At 73.7% G+C, this 15543-nt stretch carries 14 protein-coding genes; 7 read left to right on the top strand and 7 right to left on the bottom strand.

Annotation, left to right across the window (positions count from 1 at the left end):
• Positions 1–2: 2 nt before the first annotated feature.
• Together ACZ4SF_RS01005 and ACZ4SF_RS01000 are read right to left on the bottom strand one after the other, a co-directional pair.
• Positions 3–1406 carry a sensor histidine kinase gene (locus tag ACZ4SF_RS01005; protein ID WP_468376417.1) on the bottom strand — a complete coding sequence of 468 codons (1404 nt, stop codon included), beginning with the start codon at positions 1404–1406 and terminating at the stop codon, positions 3–5.
• Entirely contained in the window at positions 1403–2110 is a 708-nt protein-coding gene (locus ACZ4SF_RS01000; protein ID WP_468376414.1) for a response regulator transcription factor, read from the bottom strand. Before ACZ4SF_RS01000 ends, ACZ4SF_RS01005 begins: the two co-directional genes overlap by 4 nt.
• Before the next feature lie 99 nt (positions 2111–2209).
• Here ACZ4SF_RS01000 and ACZ4SF_RS00995 point away from each other — a divergent pair, with 99 nt between their 5' ends.
• Positions 2210–2719: a hypothetical protein gene (locus ACZ4SF_RS00995; RefSeq protein WP_468376411.1), complete on the top strand. Its 510-nt coding sequence runs from the start codon at positions 2210–2212 to the stop codon at positions 2717–2719.
• A 151-nt stretch (positions 2720–2870) separates the two neighbouring features.
• Here ACZ4SF_RS00995 and ACZ4SF_RS00990 read toward each other — a convergent pair whose 3' ends face one another.
• From ACZ4SF_RS00990 to ACZ4SF_RS00980, 3 genes are all read right to left on the bottom strand, one after another.
• Entirely contained in the window at positions 2871–3221 is a 351-nt protein-coding gene (locus ACZ4SF_RS00990; RefSeq protein ID WP_468376408.1) for a hypothetical protein, read from the bottom strand.
• A 155-nt stretch (positions 3222–3376) separates the two neighbouring features.
• The gene (locus ACZ4SF_RS00985) at positions 3377–4246 is read right to left on the bottom strand and encodes a spermidine synthase (protein ID WP_468376405.1); all 870 of its coding nucleotides are present in this window, start codon (positions 4244–4246) and stop codon (positions 3377–3379) included.
• 34 nt (positions 4247–4280) lie between these two features.
• Positions 4281–4700 (bottom strand): hypothetical protein, encoded by a 420-nt coding sequence (locus ACZ4SF_RS00980; protein WP_468376403.1) that lies wholly within the window; start codon positions 4698–4700, stop codon positions 4281–4283.
• 266 nt (positions 4701–4966) lie between these two features.
• On the opposite strand from ACZ4SF_RS00980, the gene ACZ4SF_RS00975 reads away from it, so the two are divergent.
• Positions 4967–6508, top strand: a complete 1542-nt coding sequence (locus ACZ4SF_RS00975) for a hypothetical protein (RefSeq protein ID WP_468376400.1) — start codon at positions 4967–4969, stop codon at positions 6506–6508.
• A 164-nt stretch (positions 6509–6672) separates the two neighbouring features.
• Here the strand turns inward: ACZ4SF_RS00975 and ACZ4SF_RS00970 are convergent, their stop codons facing one another.
• Complete coding sequence (locus tag ACZ4SF_RS00970) at positions 6673–7269, bottom strand: histidine phosphatase family protein (RefSeq protein ID WP_468376397.1); 597 nt, start codon at positions 7267–7269, stop codon at positions 6673–6675.
• A 251-nt stretch (positions 7270–7520) separates the two neighbouring features.
• Between ACZ4SF_RS00970 and ACZ4SF_RS00965 the strand changes: the two genes are divergently transcribed.
• The 5 genes from ACZ4SF_RS00965 (at position 7521) to ACZ4SF_RS00945 (ending at position 13711) form a co-directional block, all read left to right on the top strand.
• The gene (locus ACZ4SF_RS00965) at positions 7521–8465 is read left to right on the top strand and encodes a phosphatase PAP2 family protein (RefSeq protein WP_468376395.1); all 945 of its coding nucleotides are present in this window, start codon (positions 7521–7523) and stop codon (positions 8463–8465) included.
• Positions 8362–9549 (top strand): hypothetical protein, encoded by a 1188-nt coding sequence (locus ACZ4SF_RS00960; RefSeq protein WP_468376393.1) that lies wholly within the window; start codon positions 8362–8364, stop codon positions 9547–9549. The genes ACZ4SF_RS00965 and ACZ4SF_RS00960 overlap by 104 nt, the downstream gene beginning before the upstream one ends.
• A complete protein-coding gene (locus ACZ4SF_RS00955) occupies positions 9540–11129 on the top strand; it encodes a hypothetical protein (protein ID WP_468376390.1) in 1590 nt (529 codons plus the stop codon). The genes ACZ4SF_RS00960 and ACZ4SF_RS00955 overlap by 10 nt, the downstream gene beginning before the upstream one ends.
• Positions 11126–12463, top strand: a complete 1338-nt coding sequence (locus tag ACZ4SF_RS00950; RefSeq protein WP_468376388.1) for an AAA domain-containing protein — start codon at positions 11126–11128, stop codon at positions 12461–12463. Before ACZ4SF_RS00955 ends, ACZ4SF_RS00950 begins: the two co-directional genes overlap by 4 nt.
• Before the next feature lie 150 nt (positions 12464–12613).
• Entirely contained in the window at positions 12614–13711 is a 1098-nt protein-coding gene (locus ACZ4SF_RS00945; protein ID WP_468376385.1) for an LLM class flavin-dependent oxidoreductase, read from the top strand.
• Here ACZ4SF_RS00945 and ACZ4SF_RS00940 read toward each other — a convergent pair.
• Positions 13690–15495, bottom strand: coding sequence for a putative bifunctional diguanylate cyclase/phosphodiesterase (locus ACZ4SF_RS00940; RefSeq protein ID WP_468376382.1), 1806 nt, complete (start codon positions 15493–15495; stop codon positions 13690–13692). The genes ACZ4SF_RS00945 and ACZ4SF_RS00940 overlap by 22 nt on opposite strands.
• Positions 15496–15543 lie beyond the last annotated feature (48 nt).

Below are 15543 nucleotides of genomic sequence, written 5' to 3'. Positions count from 1 at the left end.
GCTTAAGGGAGCGATCGGGGTCGGTTAAAGGTCGAGACCAATTTGCCCGGCCGTCGGCGGCGCACCGCCCCGCGGTGGCCCCGGCCCCCCGGCTTCCGCCCGTCGAGCTGGAACCAGATCCGCACCTCGGTGCCGCCCAGCACCGAGGAGCCGATGCGGACGTCGCCGCCGGTGGACTCGGCGAGCCGGCGCACGATGTCCAGGCCGAGGCCGGTCGAGCCGGTGTTCCCGGAACCCCGGCCGCGGGCCATCGCCGCCTCCGGGTCGGGTATGCCGGGGCCCGCGTCGGAGACCAGCACGATCACCGCGTCGTCGCCGTTGTGCACGTCGACCGCGAAGGCGGTGCCTTCGGCGGTGTGCCGGAAGACGTTGCCGAGCAGGGCGTCGAGCGCGGCGGCCAGGTCGGCGCGGGCCACGGGGATGCGCACCGGCCGGTCGACGCCGGCCACCCGCCATTTGCGGCCCTCGTCCTCGGCGAGCGCGGACCAGAACTCCATGCGTTCCCTGACCACTTCGGCCGCATCGCACCCGGCGCCGGGCACGGCGGCGGCCGTCTGCGGCTTGGCCTCCCGGGCCGTACGGATGATGGTGTCGACCTCGCGCTCCAGCTGGGCGACCGCGGTCCGGGTCTGCTCGGCGGCCGGCCCGGCGCCCAGCGATGCCGCGTTCAGCCGGAGCACGGTGAGCGGGGTGCGCAGCCGGTGCGAGAGATCGGCCGCCAGCTCCCGCTCGTTGGCGAGGAGCTGGACCACCTGGTCGGCCATGGAGTTGAACGCGACCGCGGCCAGGCGCAGTTCGGTGGGGCCCTCCTCCCGCACCCGGGCGCCGAGCTTGCCCTCGCCCAGCTCGTGCGCGCCCTCGACGAGCCGCTGCGCGGGCCGCACCATGCGCACTCCGAGCCGGTCGGCGACCGCGACCGAGCCGACGATCAGCGCGAGGCCGACGGCCGCGAGCACCGCCCAGGCCGTGCCGACGCCGTTGGTCACCTCGGACTCGGGGACGTACACCTCGACCACCGCGATGGCGCCGGTGCCGAGCGCGACCGGCTGCAGCAGGGTGGAGCCGCCGGGCACGGAGGTGGTGGAGGCGCGGCCCATTCTGCGCACGGTCTCGATGTCGCGGTCGGCGGCGCGCTGCCGGCCGAGGTCGAGCGCGGCCCGGGTGCCGCCGGCAGGCAGGTGCACGGCCATCCCTGAGTCGGCGCCGGCCGAGGCCACGACCCGCTCCAGCTCGTCCCGGTCGGTGGTGATGGACAGCGCGGGCGCGACCGCGGCGGCCTCCCGCTCGGCATTGGAGAAGGCACGGTCGCGGGCCATCTCCTCGACGACCAGGCCGAGCGGCACCGCGAAGGCGACCACGACCATCGTGGTCACCGCCAGGCAGACCTTGACCAGAGCCCATCTCATCGCGGGCCCTCTCCGTCCGCCGGAGGTTCCAGCTTCACGCCGACGCCCCGGAGCGTGTGCAGATAGCGCGGCCGGGCGGCCGTCTCGCCCAGCTTCCGGCGCAGCCAGGACAGATGGACGTCGATGGTCTGGTCGTCGCCGTAGGACTGCTGCCAGACCTCGGCGAGGAGTTCCTTGCGCGGGACGACGACCCCGGGCCGGCCGGCCAGGAAGGCCAGCAGGTCGAACTCACGGCGGGTGAGGTCGAGTCCGACGCCGTCGAGTTCGGCCTGACGGCGCAGCGGGTCGACGGTGAGCCCGCCGACGCGGAGCACCGACGAGGGCGGGGCCTCCTGGCCGCCTGCGCGGGCCCGGCGCAGGACGGCGGCGATGCGGGCGGAGAGGTGCTCGACGGAGAAGGGCTTGGTGAGGTAGTCGTCCGCCCCGGCGTTCAGCAGCCGGACGATCTCCGTCTCGTCGTCCCGGGCGGTGGCGATGATGACCGGCACGTCGGTGATGCCGCGCAGCATCTTCAGGGCCTCGGAGCCGTCCAGGTCGGGCAGTCCGAGGTCCAGGATGACGAGGTCGAAGCGGAAATGGGCGACCTCGCGCAGCGCCTCCAGGGCCGTACCGACGCTGCGCACGGTGTGTGCGGCATCGGTCAGATGCCGGATGAGCGCCGAGCGTACGAACTGGTCGTCCTCGACCACGAGCACACTTGCCATGCGCCGCACCGTACGCCATGCGGGCGACGCCGGGCGGGCGCCTGTGGACAACTCGGGGCAGGTGCGCACCGCCGTACCCCTGGGGCAGTATGGGCCGCGATGCGCAGAGGACTCGTACACGTACTGGCGTGGCTGCTCGCGACGGGAGCGGCGGTCACACTGTCGTGGTGGGGTGTGCACACGGTGATGGCGGGGACGGCCTACGACCCGCCGCGCGCCCTGCCGGTCGCGGCGGCCGACGCGCGGGACCGTGACGTGAAGTCGGCGTCGCAGCCACCGGTTTCGCCCCCGGCCCCGTCGCGGAAGCCGCCGGCCCGGCCGACGCCCACGCCCACACGGACACCGGCCCGCCCGCAGACCTCCTCCACCACCTCCGCCGCCTCGTCCGGCCGGGTCAAGTCCTATGACACGGACGGCGGCCGGGCGGTGTTCGAGCTGGGCACGGCCGACGCGACCCTCGTCTCGGCGACACCGGGCACGGGCTGGTCGATGCAGGTGTGGAAGACGGAGAGCTGGATCCGGGTGGAGTTCAGCCGTGGCGCGGACCGGGTGTCGGTGTTCTGCACCTGGCACGACGGGCCGCCGCGGGTCGAGGTCGGCACCTACTGACCGGACGGCGGCCCGTGACCGCCGGCGCCTCCCGGCTCAGGCGTCCCGGCCAGGGCATCCCGGCTCAGGACGTCCGGGCCTGGGCCTTCCGACTCGGGACGTCCCGGCCAGGGCCTTCCGGCTCAGGACGTCCCGCGCCAGGGCACCTGGCTCAGGGCACGCAGACGACGTAGATGCTGCCGCTGGCGGCACCGCCGTTGGCCCGCTGCCGGATGTCGCCCTTCCAGCCGACCGGCCTGCCGGCGGAGTTCTTGACCGGCTCCGTGCGCGCGACGTACATGCTGCTCTGCAGGTCGACGCCGACGCCGCCACCGGTGGCCGACCAGCCGGTCGGACAGGAGATCGTGGTGGCGCCGGTCGTGAAGTACTTCGACCTGACGACGGGACTGGCGGCCGCGGCATCGGCCACGGACGAGGCGGACGAGGCGGACGCGACCAGGGCGAGGAGGACCGCGGCGACCGCGCCCAGGGCGTACGCGGTCCGTCGGACGGCAGCGCTCATGACCGTTTCCTTCCGGAGTGGTGGAAGACCAGGTCATCAGTGACCGTGGAACGACACGCCGACACCGCCTCAAATGGCATGAGTTGCAGCAAGACTGACCGTTTTCGGCGGAACGTGATCCCGGTGGCGACCGTTCCGGGGACGGCAGCGGGGTCCTAGCGGAACACCGAGGGCGGCGGGGCCGGGGAGGCCACCGCGGCATCGTCCGTCACGGGAACCGCGCCACCGGTGAAGTCGGTGAGCCTGCCGCCGTGTTCCACCCGGGCCGGGTGCGGGTCGGAGGCGGCGCGGCGGGTGAGTTCGGCGAGCGGCAGCGGCAGGTCGGCGGCGACCAGGATCGCGTTGCCGAAGCGCTTGCCGCGCAGCACGGCCGGGTCGGCTATCAGCGCGAGTTCACCGAACCGGGCGGCGGCGGTGGCGATCTGGCCGCGCAGGTGCACGAGCGGCGGCCCGTCGGCGAGGTTGGCCGCGTAGACACCGGAGGGTTTCAGGGCGCGGCGGACCTCGTCCAGGAACTCGGTGGAGGTGAGGTGCGCGGGGGTGCGGGCGCCGCTGAAGACGTCGGCGACGACCAGGTCGGCCCAGCCGTCCGGCACCTTGGCCAGTCCGGCGCGGGCGTCCGTCGCACGCACCCGGATCCGCGCGCCCGGATCCAGCGGCAGCTCGCGGCGGACCAGCTGGACCAGGCTTGCGTCCCGTTCCACGACCTGCTGGGTGGAGCGGGGCCGGGTCGCGGCGACGTACCGGGCGAGGGTGAAGGCGCCGCCGCCGAGATGCACGGCGTGCACGGGTTTGCCGGGTGGGGCGACGAGGTCGACGACATGGCCGATGCGGCGCTGGTACTCGAACGACAGGTACGCGGGATCGTCCAGGTCGACGTGCGACTGGGGCGCCCCGTCGATCAGCAGTGTCCAGGCGCGGCGGCGGTCCGGATCGGGTACGAGCTGCGCGAGCCCGCCGTCGACCGGTTCCTCGACGGCCGTGACGGCGCACGGCCCGCGCCGCGAGTTCCTGGATCTGCCCATCCGTCCATTTTCGCAGCCGCCACGCGCGTGTGCGTCATCGGCAGCTGTCGGCGGCCTCGATCGTCCGGGCCGCCTCCCCCAGGGCCCGGCGCAGCACCATCGGATCGGTGGCGAGGTCGGCCTCGCCGGGCGGGAGCAGCCAGTCGGAGCCTTCCACCGGCGGCTCGGGGTTCAGCCGCAGCCCGTGCCCGTTGGTCTCGGTACAGGTGCTGCCCGGCACGTCCCAGCCGGCCGCCGTACCTGCCGGGACCAGGAAGCCGAGGGTGTCACGGCCGTCGTCGTGCAGGACGGGTCCCACCGCGTCCGAGGCGCCACGCCGCAGGATGTCGACCGCCTCCAGCCCCTGCCGTGCCGGCACCGTCACGAGGTCGCATGCCGGGTCGCCCACCGCGAACACGGACGACGGCGGCGCCGACGGCGACATACAAGGTTCGTTGCTCTGGCTGGTCACCATGCCGGCCTCCACCACACAGCCCTGTTGCGGTCCGTGGAGTCCAACGCACGAGCGCGTCAACGGCTACGGCACAAGTGCGCCGCAAAGGATGGCACTTCATGGCAGATCGTGCATGAGATATCCGTTTTGTAGCCAAACAGTGCGTGGCGGGCCCTTCACAACAGGTACGTTCATGCCCGCCGGAACCAGGGCGTCACACGGACAACTCGTCCCCGGAACGCCCCCGTCCCGGCATGGTTCGACGGTTCGCACGAGAGGACCCGGCCATGGCGTCGTCAACCGTGACCTCGTCACAGCCCGACCGGCCACCCCGGCCGAACATCGCCTTCCGGCAGCTGCGCGGCCGGCGCTCACCGGCCGAGTTCGCGGCGCTGGTGCGGCGGGCGGCGCGTGAGATCGGTGAGCGGGTGAGCTGTGACGCGCGCTACATCGGCCGGGTCGAGGCGGGCGAGATCCGCTGCCCGAACTACGCATACGAACGGGTGTTCCTGCACATGTTCCCCGGCCGCACGCTCACCGACCTGGGCTTCGCGCCCCGCTCGTCCGTCCGCGGACGAGCGGCCCGTACGGCCCTGGACGCGCCGCTGACGCCGGAGACGCCGGAGGGGCGAACGGCCGGGGCGGAGCCGGGCAGGGCGCCCGGTGAGTCACCGGGGGGCCGCGAGCCGTACGGCAGGAAGGATCCGGCCGACCCGCACGAACCGAACGAACCACCCCCACGTTCACGGCAACGCTCGAACAGAGGGGACCACCAAGAGAAAGACCCCCTGAACCACGAGGAGAGCGACGTGCTGCGTCGCGCATTCATGACCGGTGGAGGCGCCACGGTGGCCGCCGCCACACTGGCCCCGCTGGGGCTCAACACCGCGGCCACGGCGGCGGAACGGCCGCTGCGGCGTGCCGGAACCCCGGAGGCGGCCGCCCTGGAGGAGGCCGTCCGCCGCATCCGGCTGCTCGACGACCGGCACGGCGCGGACGGCCTCTACCGGCGCGCGGCGGCTCCGCTGCGTGCCGCCTACGCGCTGCTGGACGCCGGTGCGACCCGGCAGACCACCGCCGACCGACTGCACTCGGGCGCCGGTGAACTCGCCATCTCCGTCGGCTGGCTGGCCCACGACTCGGGCCGCTTCGACGACGCACGCTCGCACTACGCGGAGGCGCTGGCCACCGCCCGCATGACCGGAGACGCGGGGCTGGAGGCGCACGCCTTCTGCAACACCGCGTTCCTGGCCCGGGACACCGGGCGCCCCCGCGAGGCGGTCCGGGCCGCACAGGCCGCGCAACGCGCCGCGCAGCCCCTCGGCTCCGCCCGGCTGATGTCCCTGCTCGCGCTGCGCGAGGCGGGCGGCTGGGCGGGCCTCGCCGACCGCACCGGCTGCGAACAGGCACTGGCCAGGGCGCATGCCCTCTTCGAGCGAGGCCGCTCGGACGCCGACCCCGAGTGGATGAGCTTCTACGGAGAGGCCGAGCTGGAGGGCCTCGAGGCGCAGTGCTGGTCCACGCTGGGCGACTGGCGGCGGGCGTCCCGGCACGCCCGCCGTGCGACGCGTCTGCAGGATCCGCACTTCACCCGCAACATCGCGCTCTACACCGCGGAACTGGCCGACGACCTCGCCCGCGAGGGCCGTCCCGACGAGGCGGCGGAGGCGGGGCTGCGCGTCCTCGCCCTGCTGGACCAGGTCCAGTCCTCCCGCATCCAGACGATGCTGGCGGGCACGGCACGGGTTCTGCTGCCGCACCGGCGGGCTACGGGGGTGTCGGAGTTCCTGGACCGGCATGCGTCCATGCCACGGTCCGCAAGGGCCTAGTTCCGGGTACGGAGTGGGGGCCCTGGGGCCGCCGGTCCGCGGCCCGGCGACGGCCCGGCCGCGCAGTTCCCCGCACCCCTGCGGGGCGCTTGCGCATCCGGGGCGCTTACGCAGCCGCGGGCAAGCGGAACCCGCCCCACCTCAGCCCGGCACACCTCGACCGGTCAGCCGGCCAAGTGCCCCACGTCGTTCCAGCTCTCGATCGCCGGTTCCCCGTACGCCCACCCCAGCACGGACAGCGACGTCGGATTCAGCCGTATCCGCGCCGCGAAGTCCAACGGCAGCCCCAGCCACCGCGCCCCGATGGACCGCAGGATGTGCCCGTGGGCGAAGACCAGCACGTCCCGGTCGGCCGACCGCGCCCACGCCACCACCTCGTCCGCGCGCGCGGTCACGTCGGCGATGGTCTCGCCCTCCGGGACGCCGTCCCGCCAGATCAGCCACCCCGGCCGCACGGCCTGGATCTCGGCCGGCGTCATACCCTCGTACGCGCCGTAGTCCCACTCCATCAGCGTGTCCCAGCTCTGCGCGCGCTCCCCGAACCCGGCGAGTTCGCACGTCTCACGCGCGCGTGCCAGCGGACTGGTCCGCACCTCCGCCCCCGCCAGCCCGTCCAGCGGTGCGTGATGCAGCCGCTCCCCGAGCAGCTTGGCCCCGCGCCGGCCCTCCTCCAGGAGTGGCACGTCGGTCCTGCCGGTGTGCTTGCCGGACAGCGACCATGCCGTCTGTCCGTGCCGGGCCAGCAGGATGCGCGGTGCCATGGGAGACCTCTCCGGGAAAGCGACGCCACCGGGACGCCACGGACGACGGGGGACGACGAGTGGTTTTGGTCTCTCCATCATCGCGCACCCCGGTCCCAGGCAACCGGGAGGGCGCTTGCGGCGTCTTCGAGGGCTGAACGCCGACCGGGCGTGATCCGGCAGTGCCCGTCATGGGCGCCGTAGGGACACCGTAAAGTGGCACGGTCGCCCGCCGGGGGGCGCCGCACAGCAGAAGGGGGAGGGCGATCGGATTGCCGCAGACCGAGACACCGGGCACCGAGGTGGCCCTGCGATCCCGGCTGCGCTGGTGGACCGAGCTGCCGCTGATACTGCTGGTCTACGGCTGCTACTCGGCCGGTCGGCTCCTCGCGCGCGGTGACGTCAACAGCGCCGTCGACCACGGTCTGGCGATCCTGCGCATCGAGAAGGCCCTGTACCTCGACGCCGAGCACCCGCTGAACCGGCTGTTCACGCGGGAGGCCTGGATCGGGGTGCCGGCCGACTTCTGGTACGCGTCACTGCACTACCTGGTCACGCCCGCCGTCCTCGTCTGGCTCTTCCGCGCGCGTGCCCGGCACTACCGGGCGGCCCGCACCTGGCTGATGACGTCCACGTTCCTGGGTCTGATCGGCTTCACGCTGCTGCCGACCTGCCCGCCCCGCCTGCTCTCCGCCGGCCACGGCTTCGTGGACAGCATGGCGCAGTACAGCGACTACGGCTGGTGGGGCGGCCAGGCCAGCGCCCCGCGCGGCCTGGGCGGCATGACCAACCAGTACGCGGCGATGCCGAGCCTGCACGTGGGCTGGGCGCTGTGGTGCGGTGTGATGCTGTGGCGGTTCGGCGGCACGCGCCTGACGAGGGTGCTCGCCGTCGTCTATCCGCTGGTGACCGCGCTCGTGGTCATGGGCACAGCCAACCACTACTTCCTGGACGCGGCCGCGGGCGTCGCCGTGATGGGCGTCGGCTACCTGCTGGCGCCGCGCGTGATGCGGGCCGTGGACCGGGCCCGGGTCCGGGTGTTCCGGCGCACCGCGCCTGTCCCGGAGGGCACCCGTTCCCCGATTGTCAGTGCCGGATGCCAGACTTCCGCGGGTGAGCGAATTCCACGGCAGCGCGAGTCGCAGCTCGACACCGCGGCCGGACCGGACGCCTCCCCCACCGACGCGGGAGAAGGGGCTCCGGCACCGGCTCGCTGAGCTGCGTGGCCCCGACGTACCGGCCAAGTCCCTGGACGCACGCGCCCTCGCGGCGCTCGCCGCCAACCCGGGGTGCGCCCGGCGGGCGATCCTGGACGGCGCCGGGGTCGACAAGGCCCGGCTGGCGACCGAACTGGGCGCACCGTCCGGCTTCGGGCAGTCCCAGTTCGCGCTGACCCGGGGCAACGCGTTCGAGGCGCGCGTGAAGGCGGACGGCGGTGCGGAACTGCTGCGACTGGTGCACGCCCGGCTCGACCCGGGCGCCGAACCGCCCGCCGCGGCGGCCGTGCCGGACCTGACCGCGCACGGCCCGGAGGGCCGCACGGCCCGTACGGCGCTGGCGCTGCGCGAGGCCGTCCAGGCCGGCGGCTGGACGCTGCTGGACCATCCGATGCTCGCCCTGGACGTGGCCGGGTCGCTCGCCTTCCTGGAGCCGGACGCGGTGGTGGTGCACCCGGACGGCAGCTGGTCGGTGGTGGAGATCAAGTCCTTCCCGATGGTGGACGGTTCCGCGGACCCGGCGAAGGTGGGCGCGGCGGCCCGGCAGGCGGCGGTGTACGTGCTCGCCCTTGAGGACGTTGCCGCCCGGCTCGACCCCGCCCCGCGCGTGCACCACCGGGTCCTGCTGGTGTGCCCCAAGGACTTCTCCAACCTGCCCACCGGCTCCGCCGTGGACATCCGCAAGCAACGCGCGGTCACCGCACGCCAGCTCGCCCGGCTCACCCGCATCGAGGAGATCGCCGGCGCCCTGCCCGAGGGCGTCTGTTTCGCGCCCGGGCGGCCCGCCGAGGAGCTGACGGCGGCGGTGGAGGCGGTGCCGGCGATGTACGCGCCCGAGTGCCTGTCCGCCTGCGAACTGGCCTTCCACTGCCGGGAACGCGCCGGCGCGGCGGGCGCTGTCACCCGCCTCGGCCGGCCCCTGCGGGCCGAACTCGGCGGACTGGCCACGGTCGAGGAGGTCCTCGCGGCGGCCCGCGGCGAGGCCGGCGACCCGGACGACCCGGCGGTGGCCGCCCTGCGCCGGGCGGCGGCCCTGCGCGCCGAGGCACTGGCGGCAGCCGCGGAGGTGACCGCGTGTCCCTGATCACCACCCTCGCCCGGCTGGAGGCCATCGGCAGTGGCCGGGCCCAGCCCGCGGCGACCGTCCGGCACCGGCATCTGTCCGACCGCCCGCTGGTGTTCGTGCCACTCGTCACGGCCGGCGAGACCGGCGCCCCGCTCGGCGCGCTGGTCGGCACCGACCGCGACGCGCCCCGGCTGCTGGTCGTACCGCAGCCCCGCGACCGCGATCTGCGTTTCTCGTTCCTCGCCGACCTGGCCGACGTCGTCCTGCCCTGCATCGACGCGTACGCCGAGTCCGTGGAGGCGGCCGAGCGCACGGAGACCGACCCGGAGACCGGCAAGCGGGTCAAGGTCGAGGTCGAGCTGTGCGCGGACGCGCCCCAGCTGATCGTGCCGAGCCGCGCGGGCCTGGACTTCGTACGGCTGCTGGGCCGCTCGATGCGGTTCCGGCGCACCGCCGAGCAGGACCCGGACGCGCCCTACCCGGCGCCGCCCCGGGTGCCGCTCCTCGGGCGCTGGCTGACCCACTACGGCGAGCGGGCCCGGGTGCCCGGCTCCTCGCTGCTGCTCGCGCTGACCGACGTGCTGTCCCGGCACTGGGCGACGGGCCAGTCCGGCCTGGAGGACCAGCATCTGGGCGCGCTGCTCGCCTGGATCGATCCCCCGGAGGGCCTGACCGGCGCGGAGGCCGCCCGCCGGGCCGAGCTGGAGCGGGACGCGGCGGGCCAGTTGCTGTGCCCGCCGGCCGGCCCGGCGACCGACCCGGCGTTCGACAACAAGCTGCTGGCCCCGGCGATCGAGCGCTACGACCGGGCGCGTACCGCGCTCGCCGCGGCCGAGGACCCGCTGCAGGCCGACGACCGGCTCGCCGCGCTCACCAGGGCCGAACTGGCGGTCCGCGAGCTGGTCGAGAGCCGTACCCGGCCCACCTGGGACGCGGTGTGGCGGGGCCTGGATCTGCTGCGGGCGCTGCCCGAGGGGGCGCATGCCGAGGAGCGGTGGACCCGGGACCGCTGGTCGTTCACCGGGCACCGGGACCGGGTGCTGGCCGGTGAGCCCCCGCAGCCCCGCCGCGACGACGCGGTCACCGCGGCGAACAAGCTGGCCACCCGGGAACGGGAGCAGGCCCGCCTGGAGGCGCAGGAGGCGCTGGACGATCCGCTGGTGATGGCCGGGCGGCGGCTGGCCGGGGAGGCGTTCGCGGGCGAGGTGACCGATGCCGTGATGGCGTACGGCGAGGGCAAGCGGCCGAGCCCGCGCCCGCTGGTGACCGTCCGCACCGACGACCGGCCGCAGCTGTCCGAGCGGACGAAGGTGTACCGCTCTCTGGGCGGCAAGCCGCAGTCGGCGGAGGTCGTCGGGTACGAGGGCGAGGACGTTCTGGTGCTGCGGATCCTGGACAAGATGGGCCGCGGCAAGGAGCCCGAGCCCGGGTCGGTGCCGGAGAAGGGCGACCGGATCTGCTTCACGCTCTTCGAGCACGAGCAGCGGGGCGGCGCGAAGCTGCCCGGCCCGGAGGAGACCCCGTGGACGCACGGCGGCCCGCCGGGCGAGCCCGCGGCCGAGGCCCCCGACACCGTGACCGAGGAGGACGTGCTGTGACGACCGTCGAATTCGGCCCCGCAGCCGCGGCCGCCCGCGCCACCGACGCGATCCTGCACGACACGCTGCACGGCGGCGAGCGGGGCGTGGTCGTGGACTCCCCGCCCGGCGCCGGCAAGTCCACGCTGGTGGTCCGCGCGGCGCTGGAACTGGCTGGGGCAGGCCGCCCGCTGATGGTGGTGGCCCAGACGAACGCCCAGGTGGACGATCTGGTCCTGCGCCTCGCCGAGAAGAACCCGGACCTGCCGGTGGGCCGGCTGCACAGCAGCGACACCGACCCGTACGACAAGGCACTGGACGACCTGCCGCAGGTGCGCACGTCGGCGAAGGCAGCCGACCTGAACGGTCTGCCGGTCGTGCTGTCCACCGCCGCGAAGTGGGCGCACGTGAAGGTGGACGAGCCGTGGCGGCACGCGATCGTGGACGAGGCGTACCAGATGCGCTCGGACTCGCTGCTGGCCGTGGCCGGGCTGTTCGAGCGGGCACTGTTCGTGGGCGACCCCGGGCAGCTGGACCCGTTCGCGATCGTCGGCAGCGAGCAGTGGGCGGGCCTGTCGTACGACCCCTCGGCCTCCGCGGTCACCACCCTCCTGGCCCACAACCCGGGCCTGCCGCAGCACCGCCTTCCGGTCTCCTGGCGCCTGCCGGCCTCCGCGGCCCCGCTGGTCTCGGACGCCTTCTATCCGTACACCCCCTTCCGCAGCGGCACGGACCACGGCGACCGCCGCCTGACCTTCGCCGTCCCCTCCGACGGCTCCGGCCCGGACCGGGTGATCGACGAGGCCACCGAATCCGGCTGGGGCCTGCTGGAGCTGCCCGCCCGGCGCACCCCGCGCACGGACCCGGAGGCGGTGCGGGCGGTGGCGGCGGTCGTCCGCCGGCTGCTGGACAGAGGCGGCGCGGCGACGTCCGAGCGCTCACCGGACCCGGCTCCGCTCACCGCCGACCGCATCGCCGTCGGCACGGCCCACCGCGACCAGGCGGCGGCGGTCCGCGCGGCCCTGGCCGAGCTGGGCGTGCCGGACGTGACGGTCGACACCGCGAACCGGCTCCAGGGCCGTGAGTACGACATCACGGTCGTCCTGCACCCGCTCTCCGGCCGCCCCGACGCCACGGCCTTCCACCTGGAGACCGGCCGTCTGTGCGTCCTGGCCTCCCGCCACCGTCACGCCTGCATCGTGGTCTGCCGCGCGGGTGTGACCGGCCTCCTGGACGACTACCCGTCCACGGAACCGGTCCAGCTGGGCACGCTGGTGAAGTTCCCGGACGGCTGGGAGGCCAACCACGCGGTCCTGTCCCACCTCGCCGAACACAGGGTGGTCTGGCGCCCCTGACGTGCTCCCGACAAGCATGCTCCGTGACAACGCGGTTTCCCCTGGTCGTGGGCCTGCGGCACTGAGCGAGCCGGGAGCGGGAATAAGCGGAGACAATCTCCGGTTAATGCGTGCCAGGACTGCTCATCTTGGAATCTGGAGGCCCACACCGTGTCCGCAGCCGACGCAGACGAGATCCGGGGCACGACGCACGGGACCGCCCCCGTCCCCCTCTCCGTACTGGACCTGGTGACCGTCGGTGCGGGCAGTACCGCCACCGACGCGCTGCGCACCAGCGTCGCGCTGGCCCGGTTCACGGAGTCCCGCGGCTTCCACCGGTACTGGGTCGCCGAGCACCACTCCATGCCCGGCGTGGCCTCCTCCTCGCCCGCCGTGATCCTCGCCCACCTCGCCGCCCACACCGACCGCATCCGGCTCGGCTCGGGCGGCGTCATGCTGCCCAACCACGCCCCGCTGGTGATCGCCGAGCAGTTCGGCACGCTGGAGGCGATGGCGCCGGGGCGGGTCGACCTGGGGCTGGGGCGGGCGCCTGGCACGGACGGGGCGACGGCCGCGGCCCTGCGCCGTACCGAGACCCTGAACGAGGGCGCCGACGACTTCCCGCAGCAGCTCGCGGAACTGATCCGGTTCCTGGACGACGACTTCCCCGACGGTCACCCGTACCGGCGGATCCACGCGATCCCGGGCCCGGTGCAGGGCAGTGCCCCCGGCGGTGTCCAGTCCCCGCACCGGCCGCCGGTCTGGCTGCTCGGCTCCTCCGGCTTCAGTGCCCGTCTGGCCGGCATGCTCGGCCTGCCGTTCGCCTTCGCGCACCACTTCTCCGCGCAGAACACCATCCCGGCCCTGGACGTGTACCGGAAGACGTTCCGCCCCTCCGCGGTGCTCGACGAGCCGTACGCCCTCATCGGCGTCTCCGCCCTCGCCACGGACGACGAGCGGGAGGCCCGCCGGCAGACCCGGGCGATGGCGCTGAACATGCTCCGGCTGCGCACCGGCCGCCCCGGCCTGTTCCCCGACCCGGCGGAGGCCGAGCGGCACGAGTTCAGCCCGATGGAGGAGGAGTTCGTCGTCTCCTGGACGAGCAACATCGTGCACGGTACGGCCGACGAGGTCCGCTCCGGCCTGGACGACCTGCACAAGCGCACCGGCGCCGACGAACTGATGCTCGTCTCCCACGCCCACCGCGGTGAACTGCGGCTGCGCTCCTACGAACTGATCGCGGACGCCTACGGATTGCCGACCGCGTAGGCCTGCGCCCCCAGCAGCTCGGAGATACGGTCCGGCGACACCGGGCGGGAGTACAGCCAGCCCTGCCCGGTGTCGCAGCCGATCCGGCGCAGCCGGGTGGCCTGGGCCGAGGTCTCCACGCACTCGGCGGTGACCGTGAGGCCGAGGCGGTGGGCCAGCTGGATCATCGCCTCCACGATGACCTCGTCGGCGGGGTTGGGGGCGATCGCCTTCTTGTCGCCCTCGTACTGGAAGCCGCGCACGAAGGAGCCGTCGAGCTTCAGGACCGACACCGGCAGCCGGCTCAGATAGGCGAGGTTGGAGTAACCGGTGCCGAAGTCGTCGATGGCGATGCGTACACCCATGTCGCTGAGCGCCTGCAGGGCCTGGAGCGGCCGGCCCGCCGAGCCCATCACGGCGGACTCCGTCAGCTCCAACTGGAGCAGATGCGGGGCGAGTCCGGTCTCGGCGAGGGTCTCCGCCACGTCGGCCACCAGGTCGGAGTCCCACACCTGGCGCACGGCCACGTTGACGCTGACGAAGATGGGCGGCTCACCGGGGTGGTCCAACTGCCAGCGGCGGGCCTGCCGGCAGGCGGTGGCGAGCGCCCAGCGGCCGAGCTGCACGATCGAACCGTCCTCTTCGGCCAGTCCGATGAACCGATTCGGCGTCAGTGTGCCGAACTGAGGATGATTCCAGCGGATCAACGCCTCGACCCCGCTGAGCCGCCCGTCCTCCATGCCGACCAATGGCTGGTACTCCAGGGCGAATTCACCCCGCTCGATGGCGGGGCGGAGGGTGGAGGACAGGGCCTGGCGGGTCATGCGGTGGGCGTTGCGCTCCGGGTCGAACAGGGTCCAGCGGCCTTTGCCGTCGGCTTTCGCCCAGTACAGGGTGGTGTCCGCGGCCTGCATCAGCCCGGTCGCGGTGGTCCCCGCAGCATGCCGTTCGACGACCCCGATGGACGCCGTCAACGACAGCCGCTGCCCGGCCAGATCAAAGGGTTCCTCCAGCGCCTTCAGCGCCGACTCGGCGAGGTCGGCGAGCTGTTCGGTGCCGGTGGAGTCCTCCACCAGCAGGGCGAACTCGTCGCCACCGAGCCGGGCCACCAAGGGAGTTGCGGTCCGGGCGTACCCGGCCTCGTCGGCGACCCGGGTCAGGCGTTCGGCGACGGCCGCGAGGAGCCGGTCGCCGATGCGGTGGCCGAGGGTGTCGTTGACGGCCTTGAAGCCGTCGAGGTCGAGATAGCACAGGCCGATCCGGCCGGTGCCGCTCTGCTCGTACGACTCCGCCTCCAGCGCGGCCGTCAGACGTTCGAAGAACAGGGTGCGGTTGGGCAGCCGGGTCACCGGGTCGTGCATCTGCAAGTGCCGCAGCCTGGCCTGGAGTTCGCGGCGGGCGCTGATGTCGGTGACCGACAGCAGCACGCCCGGCTCGCCACCGGTCAGCGGGGCGACGGTGACCTGCACCCACACCGAGTGCCCCTCGGGGTGTTTGAGCCGGCGGGTGCAGCGCAGGCGGGCCTGCCGGCCACGCAGCACCTCGAGGTAGGCGTGCCAGCTGCGGGCGTCCGAGGCGAGGTCCACGAGGTCGGCGCCGACCCGCCCGGCGAGTGTCTCCGGATCGCTTCCGAGCAGTTCACCGAAGGCGGTGTTGGCGCTGACGACGAGTCCCTCGGGGTTCACGACGGCCATGGCGAGCGGGGCGGTCACGAAGACACGGTGATAGGTGGCGTGGTCACTGTCTGTAACGGCCGACCGGTCAAGGTCTGCCACGGGCGTCGGCCCTTCGGACGTTCCGTTCACCGCTTGCTCCCGCAGTGCACTCGATCTGTGTCCGTGCCGGAAAGTGTG

This window comes from Streptomyces sp. NPDC027663, from assembly GCF_055566415.1.
The sequence above is the reverse complement of the archived record's forward strand: the minus strand, read 5'-3'. Positions and strand labels throughout refer to the sequence as shown.

What these genes read in the sequence shown, in the direction of transcription:
- ACZ4SF_RS01000 (WP_468376414.1), bottom strand. Translation starts at nt 2,110, where the DNA reads ATGGCAAGTGTGCTCGTGGTCGAGGACGACCAGTTCGTACGCTCGGCG.
- ACZ4SF_RS00980 (WP_468376403.1), bottom strand. Translation starts at nt 4,700, where the DNA reads ATGGTGACCAGCCAGAGCAACGAACCTTGTATGTCGCCGTCGGCGCCG.
- ACZ4SF_RS00995 (WP_468376411.1), top strand. Translation starts at nt 2,210, where the DNA reads ATGCGCAGAGGACTCGTACACGTACTGGCGTGGCTGCTCGCGACGGGA.
- ACZ4SF_RS00970 (WP_468376397.1), bottom strand. Translation starts at nt 7,269, where the DNA reads ATGGCACCGCGCATCCTGCTGGCCCGGCACGGACAGACGGCATGGTCG.
- ACZ4SF_RS00985 (WP_468376405.1), bottom strand. Translation starts at nt 4,246, where the DNA reads ATGGGCAGATCCAGGAACTCGCGGCGCGGGCCGTGCGCCGTCACGGCC.
- ACZ4SF_RS01005 (WP_468376417.1), bottom strand. Translation starts at nt 1,406, where the DNA reads ATGAGATGGGCTCTGGTCAAGGTCTGCCTGGCGGTGACCACGATGGTC.
- ACZ4SF_RS00990 (WP_468376408.1), bottom strand. Translation starts at nt 3,221, where the DNA reads ATGAGCGCTGCCGTCCGACGGACCGCGTACGCCCTGGGCGCGGTCGCC.
- ACZ4SF_RS00975 (WP_468376400.1), top strand. Translation starts at nt 4,967, where the DNA reads ATGGCGTCGTCAACCGTGACCTCGTCACAGCCCGACCGGCCACCCCGG.